At 68.5% G+C, this 17,973-nt stretch carries 23 protein-coding genes; 6 read left to right on the top strand and 17 right to left on the bottom strand.

The annotated features are described in order from the left end of the window. Positions 1-124 precede the first annotated feature (124 nt). Complete coding sequence (locus C438_RS10670; protein WP_004969389.1) at positions 125-691, top strand: hypothetical protein; 567 nt, start codon at positions 125-127, stop codon at positions 689-691. A 132-nt stretch (positions 692-823) separates the two neighbouring features. On the opposite strand, the gene C438_RS10665 is transcribed toward C438_RS10670, so the two are convergent. The 8 genes from C438_RS10665 to C438_RS10630 are packed head-to-tail and all read right to left on the bottom strand — an operon-like array spanning position 824 to position 6,960. Beyond that, positions 824-1,897 carry a methionine synthase gene (locus tag C438_RS10665; protein WP_004969388.1) on the bottom strand — a complete coding sequence of 358 codons (1,074 nt, stop codon included), beginning with the start codon at positions 1,895-1,897 and terminating at the stop codon, positions 824-826. Continuing rightward, complete coding sequence (locus C438_RS10660; protein WP_004969387.1) at positions 1,894-2,901, bottom strand: vitamin-B12 independent methionine synthase; 1,008 nt, start codon at positions 2,899-2,901, stop codon at positions 1,894-1,896. The genes C438_RS10665 and C438_RS10660 overlap by 4 nt, the downstream gene beginning before the upstream one ends. A gap of 59 nt (positions 2,902-2,960) precedes the next feature. Continuing rightward, complete coding sequence (locus tag C438_RS10655; protein WP_004969386.1) at positions 2,961-3,557, bottom strand: HemK2/MTQ2 family protein methyltransferase; 597 nt, start codon at positions 3,555-3,557, stop codon at positions 2,961-2,963. Further along, the gene (locus C438_RS10650) at positions 3,554-4,753 is read right to left on the bottom strand and encodes a mechanosensitive ion channel family protein (protein WP_004969385.1); all 1,200 of its coding nucleotides are present in this window, start codon (positions 4,751-4,753) and stop codon (positions 3,554-3,556) included. The genes C438_RS10655 and C438_RS10650 overlap by 4 nt, the downstream gene beginning before the upstream one ends. A gap of 3 nt (positions 4,754-4,756) precedes the next feature. Continuing rightward, positions 4,757-5,620, bottom strand: a complete 864-nt coding sequence (locus C438_RS10645; protein ID WP_004969383.1) for a 16S ribosomal RNA methyltransferase A — start codon at positions 5,618-5,620, stop codon at positions 4,757-4,759. 42 nt (positions 5,621-5,662) lie between these two features. Next, the gene (locus tag C438_RS10640; protein WP_004969382.1) at positions 5,663-6,256 is read right to left on the bottom strand and encodes a DUF655 domain-containing protein; all 594 of its coding nucleotides are present in this window, start codon (positions 6,254-6,256) and stop codon (positions 5,663-5,665) included. Positions 6,257-6,309: 53 nt separating this feature from the next. Continuing rightward, complete coding sequence (locus C438_RS10635) at positions 6,310-6,666, bottom strand: RNA polymerase Rpb4 family protein (RefSeq protein ID WP_004042989.1); 357 nt, start codon at positions 6,664-6,666, stop codon at positions 6,310-6,312. A gap of 3 nt (positions 6,667-6,669) precedes the next feature. Continuing rightward, positions 6,670-6,960, bottom strand: coding sequence for a 50S ribosomal protein L21e (locus C438_RS10630; protein WP_004061361.1), 291 nt, complete (start codon positions 6,958-6,960; stop codon positions 6,670-6,672). Between the two features lie 123 nt (positions 6,961-7,083). Between C438_RS10630 and C438_RS10625 the strand changes: the two genes are divergently transcribed. Beyond that, positions 7,084-8,244 (top strand): cystathionine gamma-synthase, encoded by a 1,161-nt coding sequence (locus C438_RS10625; RefSeq protein ID WP_004969381.1) that lies wholly within the window; start codon positions 7,084-7,086, stop codon positions 8,242-8,244. Between the two features lie 119 nt (positions 8,245-8,363). Further along, positions 8,364-8,621: a hypothetical protein gene (locus C438_RS10620; protein WP_004969380.1), complete on the top strand. Its 258-nt coding sequence runs from the start codon at positions 8,364-8,366 to the stop codon at positions 8,619-8,621. Positions 8,622-8,678: 57 nt separating this feature from the next. On the opposite strand, the gene C438_RS10615 is transcribed toward C438_RS10620, so the two are convergent. The 8 genes from C438_RS10615 to C438_RS10580 form a co-directional block, all read right to left on the bottom strand. Beyond that, the gene (locus C438_RS10615; RefSeq protein ID WP_004969379.1) at positions 8,679-8,945 is read right to left on the bottom strand and encodes an elongation factor 1-beta; all 267 of its coding nucleotides are present in this window, start codon (positions 8,943-8,945) and stop codon (positions 8,679-8,681) included. A 2-nt stretch (positions 8,946-8,947) separates the two neighbouring features. After that, positions 8,948-9,127 (bottom strand): HVO_2753 family zinc finger protein, encoded by a 180-nt coding sequence (locus C438_RS10610; RefSeq protein WP_004042997.1) that lies wholly within the window; start codon positions 9,125-9,127, stop codon positions 8,948-8,950. 83 nt (positions 9,128-9,210) lie between these two features. After that, positions 9,211-10,494: a tripartite tricarboxylate transporter permease gene (locus tag C438_RS10605; RefSeq protein WP_004969378.1), complete on the bottom strand. Its 1,284-nt coding sequence runs from the start codon at positions 10,492-10,494 to the stop codon at positions 9,211-9,213. Positions 10,495-10,676: 182 nt separating this feature from the next. Beyond that, positions 10,677-11,015, bottom strand: coding sequence for a 50S ribosomal protein P1 (gene rpl12p / locus C438_RS10600; protein WP_004969377.1), 339 nt, complete (start codon positions 11,013-11,015; stop codon positions 10,677-10,679). 21 nt (positions 11,016-11,036) lie between these two features. After that, the gene (locus tag C438_RS10595) at positions 11,037-12,083 is read right to left on the bottom strand and encodes a 50S ribosomal protein L10 (protein ID WP_004969376.1); all 1,047 of its coding nucleotides are present in this window, start codon (positions 12,081-12,083) and stop codon (positions 11,037-11,039) included. Next, positions 12,080-12,718 (bottom strand): 50S ribosomal protein L1, encoded by a 639-nt coding sequence (locus C438_RS10590; protein ID WP_004969375.1) that lies wholly within the window; start codon positions 12,716-12,718, stop codon positions 12,080-12,082. Before C438_RS10590 ends, C438_RS10595 begins: the two co-directional genes overlap by 4 nt. A 305-nt stretch (positions 12,719-13,023) precedes the next feature. Beyond that, positions 13,024-13,503, bottom strand: coding sequence for a 50S ribosomal protein L11 (locus C438_RS10585; RefSeq protein WP_004043005.1), 480 nt, complete (start codon positions 13,501-13,503; stop codon positions 13,024-13,026). A gap of 96 nt (positions 13,504-13,599) precedes the next feature. Continuing rightward, on the bottom strand, positions 13,600-14,664 hold the full coding sequence (locus tag C438_RS10580) for a M42 family peptidase (protein WP_004969374.1): 1,065 nt from the start codon (positions 14,662-14,664) through the stop codon (positions 13,600-13,602). Positions 14,665-14,817: 153 nt separating this feature from the next. Here C438_RS10580 and C438_RS10575 point away from each other — a divergent pair, with 153 nt between their 5' ends. From C438_RS10575 to C438_RS10565, 3 genes are all read left to right on the top strand, one after another. Further along, on the top strand, positions 14,818-15,171 hold the full coding sequence (locus tag C438_RS10575; protein WP_004969373.1) for a hypothetical protein: 354 nt from the start codon (positions 14,818-14,820) through the stop codon (positions 15,169-15,171). Positions 15,172-15,304: 133 nt separating this feature from the next. After that, positions 15,305-16,402 carry a mevalonate kinase gene (mvk, locus tag C438_RS10570; RefSeq protein ID WP_004969372.1) on the top strand — a complete coding sequence of 366 codons (1,098 nt, stop codon included), beginning with the start codon at positions 15,305-15,307 and terminating at the stop codon, positions 16,400-16,402. Beyond that, entirely contained in the window at positions 16,399-17,145 is a 747-nt protein-coding gene (locus C438_RS10565) for an isopentenyl phosphate kinase (RefSeq protein WP_004969371.1), read from the top strand. Before mvk ends, C438_RS10565 begins: the two co-directional genes overlap by 4 nt. Before the next feature lie 66 nt (positions 17,146-17,211). Here the strand turns inward: C438_RS10565 and C438_RS10560 are convergent, their stop codons facing one another. Next, positions 17,212-17,958, bottom strand: a complete 747-nt coding sequence (locus tag C438_RS10560) for an MBL fold metallo-hydrolase (RefSeq protein ID WP_004969370.1) — start codon at positions 17,956-17,958, stop codon at positions 17,212-17,214. Between the last annotated feature and the right edge of the window lie 15 nt (positions 17,959-17,973).

Raw genomic sequence — 17,973 nt, 5'->3', positions numbered from 1 at the left:
TCGTCGGGTCGGTGTGCGGGATTCTACCATCGGTCATCCGCGCTCGGCGGCGACCCTCACCGCGGCCTGACCGTCCACCGCGCGGCGAACAACGGTTTTCTCGTCGCCCGGCGAATCGTGTCACATGGTCGAAGTGGAACTCGTAGTCCTCGCGCTCGCGGTGCTGTTCGTCGGCGGCGCGGCGGCGATGCTCGGCGCGACCGCGATTGCGGCGTGGACGACCGCGCGACTGGCGGCGACGCTCTCGACGCTCGCGCGGCCGGTCGTCCTCGGCCCGACCGACATCCGCGACGTGGAACTCCGCGTGGCCGGCCTGCGCGCGCTCGACCACGTCGATTCCGGCGTCGTCACGAACGTCGTCCCCGAGCGGCGGCGCGGCGCGAGCGGCTTCGCTCGGTTCTCCCGGCGGGACGGCGTGCGGTTCGACCTCGCGCTCGCGACGCCCGACGACCGGACCGCGGCGGTCTGGGTGCCGGTCCCGGAGGCGCTGACCGGCGGGTCGCGGTTCGAGCGCATCGCCGCGGCGTGCGACGTGGTCCCCGAGGAGATTTCGGACGCCGTCGGCGCGGAGCTTCCGCTGGTTCGCAGTGCTGACGGCGGCTGGCGCGTCGGAAGCGGCGACGCCTCCGGCCACCGTCGGGGCGACGACGATGCCGCACTCGGTCGCTCGTTCGAGACCGAGCGCGCCTGAGTCGCGCCGGCGAGTCGTCGCGTCGTCGCGTCGCCACCACCGACCGAGACGCGACCGAAGGCGGTGCGGTCCCGCGGCTCTGTGGTCGCGGGTCGAGACGGACGAAAAAGAACGAAACGCGGCGTCGGTGGCTCAGTCGGCCTGCGGGACGGGCGCGTCGAGGTCGATTTCGCCGGCGTCGAGTTCGGCTTCGACCTCGCGGGCGGCTTTGACCATGTTCTCCATCTTCTGGTAGGCGACCTCGCGGGGGAGGAGCTTCACGCCGCAGTCGGGCGAGACGGTGAGCTTCTCCGGCGGGACGACCTTCAGGCCCTGCTTGATGTTCTCCTTTATCTCCTCGACGGTCTCGACTTCGGCGGTGTGAACGTCGACGACGCCGAGCGCGAGGTCCGGCTCGAACTCGGGGTCGGTGAACACGTCTATCTGCTCGTAGCCGCCGTTGCAGAGTTCCACGTCGAACTCGTCGATGGGGTAGTCGTTGAGTTCGGGGTAGATGCGGGAGTAGTCGCCGTAACAGACGTGGAGGCCGATGCGGACCTCGTCGGGGACGCCCGCGACGATGCGTTCGAGACACTCGCCGACGATGGCGTGGTCGTCCGGCGTCGTCGCCAGCGCGGGCTCGTCGATCTGGATGTAGGTCGCGCCCGCCTCGACGAGCTGTTCGATCTCCTCGTTGACGAGGTCGGCCAGCGCGTACGCGAGGTCCGCCTCGGAGTCGTAGTGCTCGTTGAACGACCAGCTCGCCAGCGTGTACGGGCCCGTGATGGGCACCTTGACGGGCTTGGAGGCCACGTCGCTCGTGAACTCGAACTCGTCGACCAGCCACGGCTCGTCGTACTCGACCTCGCCGACGACGGAGGGCTTGTCGAAGTAGTTGTGGCCCCACACCTTCACCGGGCCGTTGAACTCGTAGCCGGGGATGCGGTGGGCGAAGTACTCGACCATCTCCTCGCGGCGCATCTCGCCGTCGACGACGGTGTCGAGGCCGGAGCGCTCGTGTTCGTTGGTGATGACGCGACAGGCGTCGTCGTGGGCCTCGTGGAGGTGCTCCTGGGTGAACTTGGAGTCGGGGTCCTCCGCGAGGTCGTTGGCGCGGTTGAGCCACTTGGGCTTGGGGTAGGAGCCGACGACGGTCGTGAGCAGGAAGTGCTCGTTGTCGTGGTTCTCGGGGCGGAACTGCTCGCGGTTCTCGGCGTCGCGGCTCATGCTTCCACCTCCAGTTCGTCCTCGGTGGCGGCCGCGAGAGCGGCGAGTTTCTCCGTCGCGCGGTTCTCCGGCAGGTAGAACAGTTCGGTGTTGGAGGTCACGTAGGCGGTGTCGAACGTCTGGCTCTGGACGTTGTCGAGGGTCCACTCGACGCGCTCGCGGACCGTCTCGGGGTCTTCGACCAGCGTGTTCTGGCCGTCGACGAGGCCCAGGGCGATGTCGTCTTTCGTGCCGTACTCGTTGACGTTGTAGAGCGTCTGGTCGCGGTCGCCGGCGACGAAGTCGAAGCCGATGGCGTCCACGTCGGCGTCCATGAGGTGCGCGTAGACCTTCTCGTCGAGCGCGCCCCAGTAGGTGTGGACGACCACGTCGGCGTCGGTCGCGTCGGAGACGGCCGAGATGGCCTCGGGGACGCGCTCGTCGACGTCCTCGCCCGGCGGCGAGAACACGAGCGAGGGTTCGAGGAGGAACAGCGTCTCGTGGTCGGGGAAGGCGTCGACCTCGCCCGCGAGGAACTCGCTGACGGCGTCGAGGAAGTCGGCCTCGTCGCCGTAGTGCTCGTCGGTGGCGAGGTCCGAAAGCGAGTACGGACCGGGGAGGACCGCCTGTAGCGACTCGTCGCCGAGGAGGTCGGCGGTGGCGTCGAGCTCGGCCGCGACGTCGCCGGAGAAGGTGAGTTCGCCGCGGACCTGCGGGTCGCGGTAGAAGTTGTTGTTGTCGTAGTAGCGGACGATGCCGCCGGTCTCGACGTTCTCGTGGACCGTAAGCGGGTGCGCGAGCATGTCGTCCCAGCGGAGTTGCCCCTCGACGACGCGGTCGAGGCCGGCATCGGTCTGCTCGGAGACGACCTCCTCGCGGGCGCGATCGTACGCGCCCACGATGTCTGCGCCCTCGTTACCGGAGATGAGGTCGTGTTTCTGGTGGCCCTTGAGGTCCGAAAGCTCCTGTTTCGCCCAATCCGGGAGGGGATACAGTCCCGGTGTCGTCGAGACGAGTTCAGTCATCACTCCTGGCTAAGAAATGACGGTGTATAATATTTCCTGTATCAACATATGCGCATTGGTTATTCTAGCGCGAGTACCGTGAGCGTCTCGTAGGGGTACGACTCCTGCACGACGACTTCGTGGCCGAAGCCGTTCGCCTCGGCGCGCGCGAGCACCTCGTCGTAGCCGGTGAAGCTACTCACGAGGAGGAAGACGGTGCCGCCCGGTTTGAGGACGCGCCCGACCGTGTCGAGGAAGGGGTCGATGATTTCGCGGCCGTCCTCGCCGCCGGTGAGCGCGACCTCCATCCAGTCGTCGCGCGCGGCTTCGAGGTCCTCGGGGAGGTACGGCGGGTTGAACGCCACCGCGTCGAAGGCGTCGTCGCGGAACGGTTCGACGAGGCTCCCGCGGACGACTTCGAATCCTCGGTGGCCGTCGGCACGGAGGGCGGCGGCGCGCTCGGCGGCCTGCCGGCAGGCGTGGGGGTTGAGGTCGCTGGCGACCACGTCGGCGTCGGTCTTCGTCGCGAGCCGTTCTGCGACCCAGCCCGAGCCGGTGCCGACTTCGAGGACGCGCCCCGAGACGCGGCCGACCGCGGCCTGCGCGAGCAGGCCGGAGTCCTCCGCGGGCTGGTAGACCGAGGTGTTCATCCCGCGGCGTTCGGCGAGGTCGGTCATTCGTCGGCCTCCTCGACGCCGCCGTCGGCTTCGGGACTCGCTTCGGGCCGCGAGTCGGTGAGTGGAATCGGACCCGAGGGGTCGCGCTCGGACAGCGCGCGCTGGGGGAACGGAATGGTGATTCCCTCCTCGTCGAACGCCTCGCTGACGGCCGAAATAGTCGCCGTCCGCGCGCGCCACCACCGGCGGGCGCTCGGGCGGTCTATCCACGGGCGCACCCCGAGAACGACCGCCGAGTCGTCGAACCGCTTGGCGACGACCTGCGGCTTCGGCACCGAAAGCACCTCGTCGAGGTCTTCGACGGCCGCCTGTGCCACCTCGGCGGCGCGGTCGATGTCGGCGTCGTAGTCGACACCGACCTCGATGTCGAGGCGGAGTCGCCCCTTTCGGCTCCGGTTGACGAGGCTCTCCGAACTCACCACGTCGTTCGGAATCATCACGAACTCGCCGTCGAACGTCTGGATGCGCGTGTTCACGACCGTGATTTCGGTGACGATGCCCTCGTGGTCGCCGACCTCGACCCAGTCGCCGATTTCGAACGGCCGGGAGAACATGATGACGAAGCCCGCGATGAGCGCGCCGAGGGTCTGTCTCGCCGCCATCCCGACCACGATGCCGAGGAAGCCAGCGCCGACGAGGAAGCCGCCGAGGTCGGCCCGCCAGATGCCGAGGATGACCGCGAGCGTCGCGAGGTAGGTCGTCACCTGCGCGATGCGGTAGATGATTTCGCGCTGGTGGTCCGAAATCTCCGGGCGCGTGCTCGCAATCTCGCCGATGAACCGGCCGAGGACGCTCGTGAGGACGTACGCGCCGACGACGAACGCCGCCGACAGCGCGATGCGGACGAACGTCTGCCGGTTGACGTCGTACTGCGCCGAAATCGTGCCGATGTCGCCCGACAGCGACCAGAGCGCGAAGACGAACGCCCCGCCGCCGGCGACGACGACGAGACGGAGGACCGTCACCGAGAGATGCCACACCGGCATCGAGACGGCCTCGACCTCCTTGTCGTGGAGGCGCGCGCCGAGCCGCCAGACGGCGACGACGGCGACGGTCACGAGGACGCTCGCGGCGACGCGGAGTTCGAACGTCGGGAACAGCGACGCGATGTCGAGGATGGCGTCGCTCTGGAGGGGCGTTCCCGTCGAGGCGAGGCGGAGGAGCGCCGCGGCGAGTGCGGGTGCGGGGACCGTCATGGATTACAGGCCGACCGACGCGGCGAGTTGCGCGAGCTCGGCGAACTCCGCGGGAGCCATGTTGCCGGCGCGCTTTCGGAGGACGTCTTCGTCCGCGGCCTCGACGACGGCCTCGGGGTCCGACAGCCCGGAGATGTGCGCCGTGTTGCGGATGCCGTTTCTGATGGTCTTGCGCCGCTGGGTGAAAAGCGCCTTCACGAAGTCGAGGAAGAACGCCTCGTCGTCGACCTCGTAGTCCGGGTCGCGCGGCGTGATGCGGACGACGACGCTCTGGACCGCGGGCTTGGGGTCGAACGCCTCGCGGGGGACGTGCTCGCAGACCTCCACGTCGCCGTAGTGCTGGGTGCTCACCGAGAGGCGACCGTACTCCGAGGTGCCCGCCTCGGCGGCCATCCGCTCGCCGAACTCCTTTTGGAACATCAACACGAGCGGCTTGCCTCGGGGAAGCAGGCGGAACGAAATCTCCGAGGAGATGCCGTACGGGAGGTTCGAGACGCACGCCGTGAACTCGGGCAGGTCGACGTCGAGCGCGTCGCCCTCGACGACCGTGAGCCGCCCCGACTCGACCTCGTCGGCGAACTCGCGGCGCAGGTGTTCTGCGAACGTTCGGTCCTGTTCGACGACGGTCACGCGGTCGGCGACGCCGAGCAGTCGGTCCGTGAGGACGCCCGGCCCGCCGCCGATTTCGAGGACGTGCGAGCGGTCCGCGTCCTCGGGGAGATACGTCGGGATTCGGTCGACGACGCGGTCGTCGACGAGGAAGTGCTGGTCGTGGTCCGGGTTCCCGCGAGCGCCCGCCCGCCGGATGAGGGCGTCCGGGTCGCGCGCGGCGGTCCCGCGGCCCTGTTCGCTACCGTCGCTCGTCATTGGGAGAGGTATCGTGCGGGAGCGGGTAAAAGTCCCGTTCCGCTACTGCCCGTCGCGTCCGACGAACGTCTTGTACTTCACGTCGTTGTCGCGGAGTTCGTCGAGGATGCGCTCGACGATGACCTCCCTCGGGCGGTGGAGCCCGGAGACGCGCTCTTCGAGGTCCTCGAACGACTCGAACGGCCCCTGTCGCTTGCGCGATTCGAGAATCTTGTCGCGGAGCTTCTTGCCGATGCCGGGGAGCAAGTTGAGCTGGTGGAGCCGCAACGTGATGGGCTGTGCGTCGTTGTAGAAGTCGACGAACCGCGTTTCGTCGGCCTCGACGATGTCCTCGACGACGTAGTCGACTTCGGCCGTCGCCGTGTTCGAGAGGTCGCCGTACGAGAGTTCTTCGACGGACTGAATCAGCTCGCGGTCGGCGACCGGCGAGACGACGAGTCGGTCGCCGATGCTCACGTCGGCGTCTTCGACGAGGGTCAACTCGAGGAGACGGAAGTCCGACTCTCCGAGCGCGTACGCGATGGGTGCCGCGTCGAAGCGCCGTCGGTCGTCTCCCTGACGCCCGTGGCGGAGTACGTCGAGTACGACGACGTACTCGGTCGTGGCGTCGGCGTCACCGCTCTCCGTACGTGTCATACCAGTAGTTACGGCGAGCCGATATTTAAATAGTTGGCCGCGCTGTCGCGCGGTCAGACGTACTTCGCGACGACGTTGAGGATTTCGTCGAGTTCGTCGCCCGAGAGCGCGTAGCGCTGTTGGGCGAACACCGCGCGGAGTTCGTCGCGCGACTGCGGGAGGAGGTCCGCGATTTTGATGGCGGTCGGACCGTCGACCTTCTCGAGCTCGGCGAGCTCCTCGACGAGTTCGCGAGACTCCTCGGGGTCGAGGTGGGCGAACCGGTTGACGTGTTCTATCGCACGGGCCAGTTCGTAGCGCATCTCGCGCTCTTCGTCGGCGGCGCGTTCCGCCTCAACCTCGGCGAGCAGTTCCTTGACCTCGGAGGTCGTCAGATACTCCTCGTCGAGCTTTTCTTTGAAGATGGTCATCGCTTACTGCTGGGCGCGCAGGTGAGCGGGACGGACGATGACCGTCTTCTCTTTGCCGCCGTCGTTAATCTGGACCTTGAACGCGCGGCCCTGCTTCCCGGTGACTTCACCGGTGAGACCGTTGAAGCGCGGGTGGAAACGACCCTCGCGGACGCTCGGGTCGATGTTGAGGTGGACCTTCTGGCCCTCCTCGAATTCCGCGATAGCGCGCTGCGGCGGCGAAGTGCCGCGCTCGCGCGGCTTGTTCGAGAGCTTTCCTCGCGTCCCCTTCATCGGACCGTTGGAGCTCGGCATAGTCGTGAGAACGAATACTTGCGTCGCCATTATAAATTGCACGTTACGAACCGCGCGTGTGTGTCTCCCGCGTGGTCGCGCGGGAGGGACGGACTTAACCCGAGTCGGCGCGGCGATTCTCGTATGTCCGAAGACGAGCGGCGCATCGAGACGCGCGCCATCCACGCGGGACAGGAGCCCGACGAGGAGACGGGCGCGCTCATGACGCCCATCTACGCGAACTCGACGTACGCCCAAGACGGACCGGGCGACCACCGCGGCTACGAGTACTCCCGCACGGGCAACCCGACGCGAACCGACCTCGAATCGAACCTCGCGGCGCTCGAACACGGCTCGCACGGCCGCGCCTTCGCCTCGGGAATGGGGTCGATAAACACCGTGCTCAACCTCCTCGAAGCGGGCGACCACGTCGTCGCCGGCAACGACGTCTACGGCGGCACCCACCGCATCTTCACGCAGGTGTACGAGAAGTTCGACCTCGAGTTCGACTTCGTCGACACCACCGACCACGACGCCGTCCGCGACGCCGTCCGCGAGGAGACCGAACTCGTGTGGGTCGAGACGCCGACGAACCCCCTCATGCGCGTCAACGACATCGGCGCGCTCGCCGACATCGCCCACGAGGTCGACGCGCTCTGCGCCGTCGACAACACCTTCGCCACGCCGTACCTCCAGCGCCCCCTCGACCACGGCGCGGACATCGTCTCCCACTCGCTGACGAAGTACCTCGGCGGCCACTCCGACGTCGTCGGCGGCGCGCTCGTCACCGACGACGCGGAGTTAGACGAGGAAATCGGCTTCTACCAGAACTCCGTCGGCGCGACGCCCTCGCCGTTCGACTGCTTTCTCGTCCTCCGCGGGACGAAGACGCTCCCCGTCCGGATGGATCGCCACTGCGACAACGCCCGCGAACTCGCCGCGTGGCTCGACGACCACGAGGCGGTTTCCGAGGTGTTCTACCCCGGCCTCGACTCCCACCCGCAACACGACCTCGCGGCCGAGCAGATGGACGACTTCGGCGGGATGCTCTCGTTCGAACTCGACGGCTCGCTCGAACAGGCCTCGACCGTCGTCGAGGAGACCGAGGTGTTCACGCTCGCCGAGAGTCTCGGCGGCGTCGAGAGCCTCATCGAACAGCCCGCGGCGATGACCCACGCGGCCATCCCCCGCGAGGAACGGCTCGAAGCCGGACTCACCGACGGCCTCATTCGCGTCTCCGTCGGCATCGAGCACATCGACGACATGAAGGCCGACCTCCAGCGGGCGTTCGACGCGGCGTTCTGAGCCGTCGAACTCCGCGCCGGCTCGGCCTCATGCGCCCTCGTGCGCCCTCACGAACCGGTCGTTGCCGGAAACTGGGAACGCGAGTAAGGGTTATTGAACAGCACGATGAATAATGAGGTATGTCCCAAGAGACGTTCTCCCTGAGCGCGGAGTCCACCCAGCGACAGAGCTACGCCGAACCGACCGACCGCGTGATGGTCGATTCCGACGACCACGAGGGGTCGAGCCACAGCGCCGAGCAGTTCGGCATCGGGCTGGCAATCGGCTTCCTGCTCGGCGGCATCGCGGGCGTCATCGGCAACTCCCTGCCCATCGGCGTGATGCTCGGGCTCACGTTCGGCGTCGTGCTCGGCGTCTACTTCATGGAGCGCCGCTGACGGCGGGCGAGCGCAGTCGCTCCGGGGACGAACCTACGAAAAAGGTCGGTCGTCAGTTCAGATACGGCCGACGTTCTCGACGGAGACGCTCTCGACGCCTTCGACTTCGATGAACGCTTCCTCGACGGCCTCGGTGCCACCGGCGTCGTCGGGGACGATGACGGTCGGCAGGAGGGCGACGAGACCGAACGCGACGTCGTCGCGTTCGAAGCCCTTGATTTTCGCACCCTCGGGCAGGGAGTCTTCGAGCGCGTCCTCGAGGTTGTCGAGGTCCAGCTCGGGGCTGTTCGGCATGACCTTGATTTTGGCGGCTACTTTTCCCATGATTATGGACCCATGAACCCGCAGTCGGGGCACTCGTAGAGGTTGCTCTGCTTGCGGCACTTGGAACAACGCGAAATCTCCTGGCCACAGTCGGGGCACTTGAACGTCGCCGCGCTCATGCCGGCGATGTTGATGCCACAGGACACACACTGGTGCGCGTGTCGCTGTTCGGACTCGCTCATACGCTCATAAACCGGCGCGCGACTTTTAACCGTTGTCTTTCCGGGTTCCCGCGGGGGAAATCCGTGGCCCGCGTGGACACGCCTCATCCGAGTATCAGCGGCCCCATGAGAACGCACATCAGGTGGACGCGCCGACAGCCGAATCGGACGGGGACGTGACCGACGACGCCGGCGACCGCGAGAACGGCGACCCCGGCGACCCCCGCGAACGCCCACGAGAGCGCGACGAGGAGCGCGCAGACGGCGGCGACGAGTCGGCGCTGGTCGAGCCGCCCGACGACCGCGAGCGCCCGGTCGCCGACGACCGGCACCAACGCCGCCCCGCAGAGCCCCGAGACGACTGTCACCGGCACCGCGAGGCCGAGTCCGGTCGGGAGTTCCGCCTCGGTGAGCGCGACGAGCGCCCCCGTTCTGGGCGTCCCCAGCCCGGCGAGCGCGAACAGCGCGAACACCGTCGTCGCCGTCGTGGCCGCGCTGGTCGCGGTGACGTAGGCCCGCGTCGATTCGTCGGGGTCGGTTCTGGGGAGGACGGCCAGCGCGAGCGTGCCGGCGACGCCGGCCGAGACGCCCGGAAGGTAGCCGACGAACGCGCCGCCGCCGGTCCCCGCGGCGACGCTCCGCGCGACCGCCCCCGGCGACGTTGCGAGCGCGGCATCGCCTTGGGGCGGAACGCCGGACCCCCGCCGCGCCGCCAGAAGGACCGGCACGCCGAACAGCCCGGCCAACAGCGGGGCCAACGCGCCGCCGACGGGGAGCGGCCCCCCGAACGACCGGTCGAGGACGGCGAGGCCCAGCCCTGTCGACGCGGCGATGGTCACGCAGGCCGCCAGTTTGGCCCGTCGGGTCGGTTCGGTCCAGACGAGCGCGACGACGACGCCCGCGAGCACTAGCCACAGGCGGTCGCGGACGACGGGGTAGCCCTCGACCAACACGTCGGTGAGCGGCACCGCGAGCGGAACGGCCAGACAGAGCGCCGCGCCGCTTCCGAGCGCCGACAGCCGAAGCGCCTCCCGGCCGCGCCCGCCGAGGACGAGTTTGTGCGCCGGCAACGCGCCCGGCGCGAGCGCGGCGTCGGGCACGCCGAGCGTCAGCGCCGGCACTACGTCGAGGAACGTGTGAACCGTCGACGCGGCGAGCACGGCGGCCGCGACGGCGACGGGCGGCCCGGGCGCGTCGGACGCGACGCCGGCGAGAAGCAGGGCGAAGGCGTTCGCGTGGAGACCGGGGACCAGCCCCGAGCAGGTCCCGAGGAGGACGCCGACGGCCACGCCGAGGAGGGCGGCGACCGTCGGGTCGGCCGCGGCGGGCGACACGAGCGTCGCCGCTCGGCCGAGAAGAGAGCCGACCGCGCCGCCGATGAAGACCATCGCGCCGCAGTGGCCGCGGCTTCCGGTATGAAGCTACGCGCTCGGCACCGAGGCTGACGGCGGCGCGGTCCGCATCCGCGACGGGGGACGTGCGACCGAAGCCGCGGCTGGCGGGTTACATCGAAAGAAATCGGAGTTTCGAAGCGAGCGTCGCCGCGGACGCGGCGGGGTCTCGCGGAAGTTTAACCGAAGAGCGCGCCGAGGCCCTCGCCGTCGGCTTCTTCGTCTTCGTCGTCGTCGTCGCCGCCTTCGTCAGCGGCCTCTTCTTCGGCGTCTTCCTCGTCGTCGTCGTCAGCGGCCTCGACCTCGCCACCGGCGGAACCGCCCGAAGCGGGCGCGGGGGCGGCGGCGGCCGTCTCGATGGCCTCTTCGATGTCGACGTCCTCGAGCGCGGCGACGAGCGCCTTGACACGGGATTCTTCGACATCGACACCGGCGGCCTCGAGGACCGCGGTGATGTTCTCTTCGTTGACCTCTTCGTCCGACTCGTTCAGGATGAGCGCAGCGTAGACGTATTCCATTGTTGTGTACCTTGTGTGTTGTTAGAACAGGGAGCCGAGGGCGTCGCCAGCGTCTTCGTCGTCGCCGTCGTCTTCGGCGGCGGCGTCGTCGGCGTCGGCGTCTGCCTCGTCGGCGTCCGCTGTTTCTTCGTCAGTCGATTCTTCTTCCTCGGCGGCACCCGTGTCAGCCGCGGACACGCCGCGGAGTTCCTCGGGAAGCGCCTCTTCGTCGTCGATGTTCGCCGCGAGCGCCCGAAGCTGGGCGTCCGCCTTCGAGATGAGCTCGGGCATGAAGTCCGGGCTCTCGATGTTGGCGAACAGACCGACGGCCTTGGCCTCGCTCGTCGCCTTGGCGATGAGCGTCGGCGCGGTCTGGGCGGTCGGGTAGACCGCGTTGACCGACAGGTTCGTCGCGGCGGAGACGGCCGACTGGATGTCGGCGCGGTACTCGTCCACGTCGATGGCGAGTTCGTCGGGCTCGAACAGGACGCCTTCGGAGAAGACGCCGCGGAGGTCGAGACCGACCTCCTTGGGCTCGATGCCGAGTTCCGCCAGGACGTTCGCGAGTTCCTCGGAGACTTCCTCGCCCGCCGAAAGGACGTTGGAGTCTTCCGTCACCTTGATCGAGCCGTCCATGATGCGGGCGGACGCCCCGACCTGCTGGAGTTCGCCGACGAACGGACCCGGGTCGACACCGGTGTCACCCTCGGGGATGACGATGTCGTTCGGGGCGACTTCACCGGCGTTGATGGGCGCGGGCGTCTTCGACGCCTCGAGCTCCTTGTACAGGGCGAACGGGTTGTCGTTCGTGCCGATGAGGGCGACCTGCCCGGCGATGTACTCCTTGAGTTCCTCGAAGCCGTCGTCGACTTCGTCGAGCGCGCGGTTCGCGAGCGTGTTACGGCTCATGCGCACCGCGGCCGAGCCGTGAAGCTCGCGGCGCATGGCCTGAAGCTGGCGGCTCGGGATGCCCGCGACGCCGACGACGCCGACGGATTCGTAGGATTCGATGAAGTCGACGAGCTCGTCGACCTCTTCACGCTTCCACTGTGGGATGACCTCGGTCTGCCGGACCTCGGATTCGCTCATGCGGGCACCTCCACGGACGGCCCCATCGTCGTCTTCACGTAGACGGAGTCGATGTTGAGCGGGCCCTTTTCGAGCGTCGCTTCGAGACGACGGACGATGACGTCGATGTTCTCCGCGATTTCGTCGGGCGTCATGTCGTCTGCGCCGACGCGCGTGTGGAACGTACGACGGTCACGCGAGCGGAGCTGCACCGTGTTCTTCATCCGGTTCACCGTCTCGACGACGTCGTCGTCGGGCTGAAGCGGGGTCGGCATCTTACCACGGGGACCGAGCACGGTACCGAGGTAGCGACCGATGTCCTGCATCAGTCCAGCCTCGGCAACGAAGAAGTCGGTCTCGTCGGCAAGGTCTTTCGCCGCATCGGTGTCGTCGCCGAAGTCTTCGAGCTCATCGGGCCCGAGAACTTCGTCGGCGACATCCTCTGCGCGGAGCGCGGTTTCACCGGTCGCGAACACCACAATCTGGGTGTCCTGGCCGGTGCCAGACGGGAGCACGATGCTCTCGTCGACACGCTTCGACGGGTCGTTAAGATCTAAGTCTCGCAAGTTCACGGCGAGGTCAACCGTTTCGCGGAAGTTCCGCCCGGGTGCCTCGTCGAGTGCGCGAGAGACTGCGTCAACTATTGTGTCTGCCATTATTCACCTCCGTAGTACGCAGGATTGCTCCTACGGGTCAGTGAAACAGGCTACTGCCTGCCTCGTCCGGCAGGACGAGTAGGCTCAACTTAAGTCCGTCGAACTACGGGAGCCGAAACCCCCGAATTCGGGGGTTTCGCGTGCCACAGCCACACATGCGGGCTGGCGAGCACGCGAGCGATTCGAGGTCGTCGACGGTCGGGCCGCTCCGGGTCAAATCGGGTCGGTGGAGAGAAGAAAGCGGGCCGAGTCGGCTCGGCCCGACGGAAAGGGCGGTTCGAACCGCCGAGGCGGGTCCGAGACGATTACTCGTCGTCGAAGTAGTCGTCGAAGTCGCCGCCGTCGATGCGCTGTTTGAACGTGCGGGCGTCTTCGCCTTCGATGGTGACGCCGAGGGACGCACACGTCCCGGCGACCTCCTTCGAGGCGTTCTTGAGGTCGTACGAGAGCAGGTCAGAGGACTTCTGCTCTGCGACCTTCTTCAGCTGTTCGATGGACATGTCGGCGACGAAGTTCTCCTGGGGTTCGCCGCTTCCGGTGTCGAATCCGACTTCGTCCTTGATGAGCGCCGCCGTCGGCGGGACGCCGACCTCGATGCTGAACGAGCCGTCGTCGTCGTACTCGACGGTGACGGGGACTTCCATGCCGTCGAAGGCCGCCGTCTGGTCGTTGATGTCGTTGACGACGTCCTGCACGTCGACAGGGGTCGGGCCGAGTTCCGGGCCGAGCGGCGGACCGGGGTTCGCCTTCCCGCCGGGAACGAGTACTTCGATAGTTCCAGCCATACGTGGAAACACCGTGTGGCGACTTTTAACGGTTTTCTTTCGCCCGGAGTCGTATGCGACAACTACGCACAGCGCGCTGGGCCGCCGTCCGCCCGCTTACAGTTCGACGCCGAACGAGTCCACGTCGCCCGCGAGCGCGGCCATCGACCCGAGAAGTTCGGCCACGTCGTCGAGGTCGCTCGTGGAGACGACCTCCACGGGCGTGTGCATGTAGCGGTTCGGGATGCCGATGTTGAGCGAGGGGATGCCGGAGCGACTCGTGTAGAAGGCGTCCGCGTCGGTGCCCGTGCGGACGCCGGCGGCCTGCAACTGCACGCCGATGTCGGCCTCCGCGGCCGCGTCGCGGGCGAGCGCGACGACGTTCGGGTGGTTCGCGCTCCCGCGGGAGACGACCGGCCCCTCGCCGAGTTCGACGGGGCCTTTGCGCTTGCCGGGCACGTCGGGGTTGTCCGTCGCGTGAGTCACGTCGACGGCGACCATCGCGTCGGGGTCGAGGTCGTAGCCGACCATCTTCGCCCCCTGCACGCCGACTTCCTCCTGGACGGTGCTGACGGCGTACACCGTCGCGTCCACGTCGGCCTCGACGGCGGCGCGGAGACCCTCCGCGGCCGACCACGTGCCGACGCGGTTGTCCATCCCGTTGGCCGCGACGCGGTCGCCCGCGAGGTCGCGGACCCGCGCTTCGACCGTCACTGGGTCGCCCACTTCGACGTGGTCCTTCGCGTCGCCCTTGCTCGTCGCGCCGATGTCGACGAACTGCTCTTCGAGGTCGTCGTACTCCTCGCTCCCCACGTCGCGGAGGTGGATGGCGGTCTGGCCGATGACGCCCGCAACGTCGCCGTCGTCGCCGTGGACCGTCACGTGCTGGCCCTTCGAGACGGTGCGGTCCGCGCCGCCGATGGGACCGATGCGGACGAAGCCGTCGTCGTCGATGTCGCGGACGATGTAGCCGATTTGGTCAGCGTGGCCGGTGAAGGCGATTTCGGGACCCTCGCCGGTACCCTCGTGGACCGCGACGGCGTTGCCGTAGTCGTCGACCGTCACGTCGTCGGCGAACTGCGAGACGTAGTCCACCCACACGCGCTGGCCGTCGACCTCGTAGCCGGACGGGCTGGGTGTGGTGAGCAGGTCTTCGAGGAAGGCGCGTCGGTCGTCGTCCATACGTGACGTTCGGGAGCGCCGAAACAAGAACACAGCGACTCCAGCACACCCCACCGGAAAGCCGGTCGGTCGTCTCCGCGCGCGGCGTCCCGCGGCGACTCGCATCGGCCCGTCGCCACAAGGCATATCCATCTTGTGAGCGTACTGATGGATATGGCCGACTTCACCCTCTTCGAGGTCCACCTGCACGACGGATTCGAGTTCAGCCCGACCAACAGTTCGCCGCTTTTCTCCAAGCGCGGCGACGCGGAACTCGAAGCCGACGACGAATCGTACGACGACTACGACGCCGAGTTCGACGCCGACGAACCCGACGAGCTCGACGACGCCGAGTCGGACGAGTCGGGCGGCCGCTCCGGACTGGGGCTCCTCGTCGGACTGGTCCTGCTCGTCGGCATCGCGGCGGCGGTCCGCTACATCCGCGGCGGCGACGACGACCTCGACGAGCTGACCGACCTCGACGACGACGCCGACGAGGAGCGCGACGAAGTCGAAATCGACGCCTGAGCCGACGGCTCCGAACACCGCTTTTTTGCGACCGTGTCCGCCGACCGTTTCCACCGACTGCTCCCCTCGACGCCCGCGACCGGGTTCGACCGCAGTCGGATACCCTTAAGCGAATCCCGTAGCAACTCCGGGTATGACCGTTTCGAGCGCTCCCGGCAAGGTGTACCTGTTCGGGGAGCACGCAGTCGTCTACGGCGAGCCGGCGGTCCCCTGCGCGGTCGAGCGCCGGGCGACCGTCACCGTCTCCGCCCGCGACGACGACCACGTCCGCGTCCGCGCCGAGGACCTGAGTCTCAACGGCTTCACCGTCGAGTACCGCGGCTCGACCGGCGACCGGCCCGACGTGGACGTTCCGGCACCGCTCGTGGAGGCCGCGATGGGCTACATCGACGCCGCGGTCGACCAGGCCCGCGACGCCGCCGACGCGCCCGACGCCGGCTTCGACATCACCGTCGAAAGCGACATCCCGCTGGGGGCCGGCCTCGGCTCCTCCGCGGCGGTCGTCGTCGCCGGCATCGACGCCGCGACCCGCGAGCTCGGCGTCGAACTCGCGCCCCGCGAAATCGCGGAACGCGCCTACCAAGCCGAACACGAGGTCCAAGACGGACAGGCGTCCCGCGCCGACACCTTCTGTTCGGCGATGGGCGGGGCCGTCCGCGTCGAGGGCGACGACTGCCGGACCATCGACGCGCCGCCGCTCCCGTTCGTCATCGGCTTCGACGGCGGCGCGGGCGACACCGGCGCGCTCGTCTCCGGCGTCCGCGCGCTCCGCGAGGAGTACGACTTCGCCGCCGACACCGTCTCGACCGTCGGCGATATCGTCCGGCGGGGCGAGGAACTGCTGGCCGAGGCAAACCCCGACGCCGACGACGCGCCCGAGGAACTCCTCTCCGAACTCGGCCGCTTCATGAACTTCAACCACGGCCTGCTGGAGGCCCTCGGCGTCTCCTCGCGCTCGCTGGACTCGATGGTGTGGGCCGCCCGCGAGGCCGGCGCGTACGGCGCGAAACTGACCGGCGCGGGCGGCGGCGGCTGTATCGTCTCTCTGGACCCGACGCCCGAGACCCAGACCGCGCTCCGATTCACCCCCGGTTGCGAGGACGCCTTCCGCGCCGAACTCGCCACCGAGGGCGTCAGGGTCGAGGTGCCGCCCGAAGCGGACGCCGAGGGCGAGACCGAGCGCGACCCCAGCGACGGGGACGGGAAGAAGACGGGGGCGGACTCGGCGTGAGCCTCGTCGTCCTCAAACTCGGCGGGAGCGTCGTCACCGACAAGGACGAACCGGAGACGGTCGACGAGGCGGGGCTGGCGGCCGCCGCGGACGCAGTCGCGACCCTCGCCGAGTCAGGTCGCGTCGTCGTCGTCCACGGCGGCGGGAGCTTCGGCCACCACCACGCCGCCGAACACGGCGTCTCATCGGAGACCGGCAGTCACGACGCCCGCGGCGTCCGCGCCATCCACGACGCGATGAAGCGCCTCAACGACGCCGTCCTCGACGCGCTCGCCGACCGCGGCGTCGCGGCCCTGCCGGTCCACCCGCTTTCGGCCGGCGCGCGCGAGGCCGACGGCTCGCTGTCGCTTCCCCTCGCGGCGACCGAGACGATGCTCGACGAGGGCTTCGTCCCGGTGCTCCACGGAGACGTCATCGCGCACGCGGGCAAGGGCGCGACCATCGTCAGCGGCGACGACCTCGTGGTGTCGCTCGCGTCCGGCCTCGGCGCGGACCGCGTCGGCCTCTGTTCGACCGTTCCCGGCGTGCTCGACGCCGACGGCGACGTGATTCCCGAGATTACGGCGTTCGCGGACGCGGCCGACGCGCTCGGCGGGTCGGACTCCACCGACGTGACCGGCGGCATGGCCGCGAAGGTCAGAAAACTGCTCGCGCTCGGCGCGCCGGCGCACGTCTTCGGCCCCGAGGGGCTGTCGGCGTTCGTCGCCGGCGAGTCGCCGGGGACCGTCATCCGCGGGGAGTAGTCGGCGTCGGACTCGGGCTCGGATTCGGACTCGGGCTCGGATTCGGACTCGGGCTCAGTGTCAGGCTCAGAGTTCGACGACCAGCCCGTCTTCCGCGACTCGGACTTCGCCGTCGAAGCGGTCGCTCACGCTCGCCCGGAGGTCGTCGGTGACGCGGTCGGCGTGCGGGTAGAGATGCGTCAGGTAGACCGAGTCGATGTCCCGCCCGGCGAGCGCCTCGCCCACCTGCGACGGCGTCGGGTGGTTCGACACGTCCACGTCGTCGGGGAACGAGCAGTCGTGCGCGAGGACGCTCGCGCCGTCGGCGAAGTCGCCGAGGGCGGAGAACGCCTCGGTGTCCCCGGAGAAGACGAAGTCGGCCTCGCCCCGCTCGTTGCTGAAGCGGTAGGCGAGCGTCGGCATCGAGTGGCGGACCTCGAACCCCATCACGTCGAAGCCGGCGATGCCGAACTCGGTCGGGCCGACCTCCCGAATCTGCACGTCGAGGCGGCCCCGCAGGTAGTCGTGGACGTCGAACAGTCCCTCGACGAGCGTCTCGGTCCCCTCCGGGCCGACGATTTCGAGGCTGTCAGCGCCGGCGAGCCACCGGGCTTTCACGAGCGCCATGAGGTCCGAGACGTGGTCGAGGTGGTGATGTGTGAGGAGGACCGACGAGACACCCTCGTAGCCGACTTCCGTCTCGGCGAGGCGAGCGAGGACGCCCGACCCGCAGTCCACGAGGAGGGCGTTGCCGTCCGATTCGAGGAGGAGGCCGGTCTGGGCGCGGCCGGTGACGGGCATCGCACTGCCGGTGCCGAGGAACGTGACGCGCATGCGCAGAGCTACCAC

Source organism: Haloferax denitrificans ATCC 35960 (assembly GCF_000337795.1).
Lineage (GTDB): Archaea > Halobacteriota > Halobacteria > Halobacteriales > Haloferacaceae > Haloferax > Haloferax denitrificans.
The sequence above is the reverse complement of the archived record's forward strand: the minus strand, read 5'-3'. Positions and strand labels throughout refer to the sequence as shown.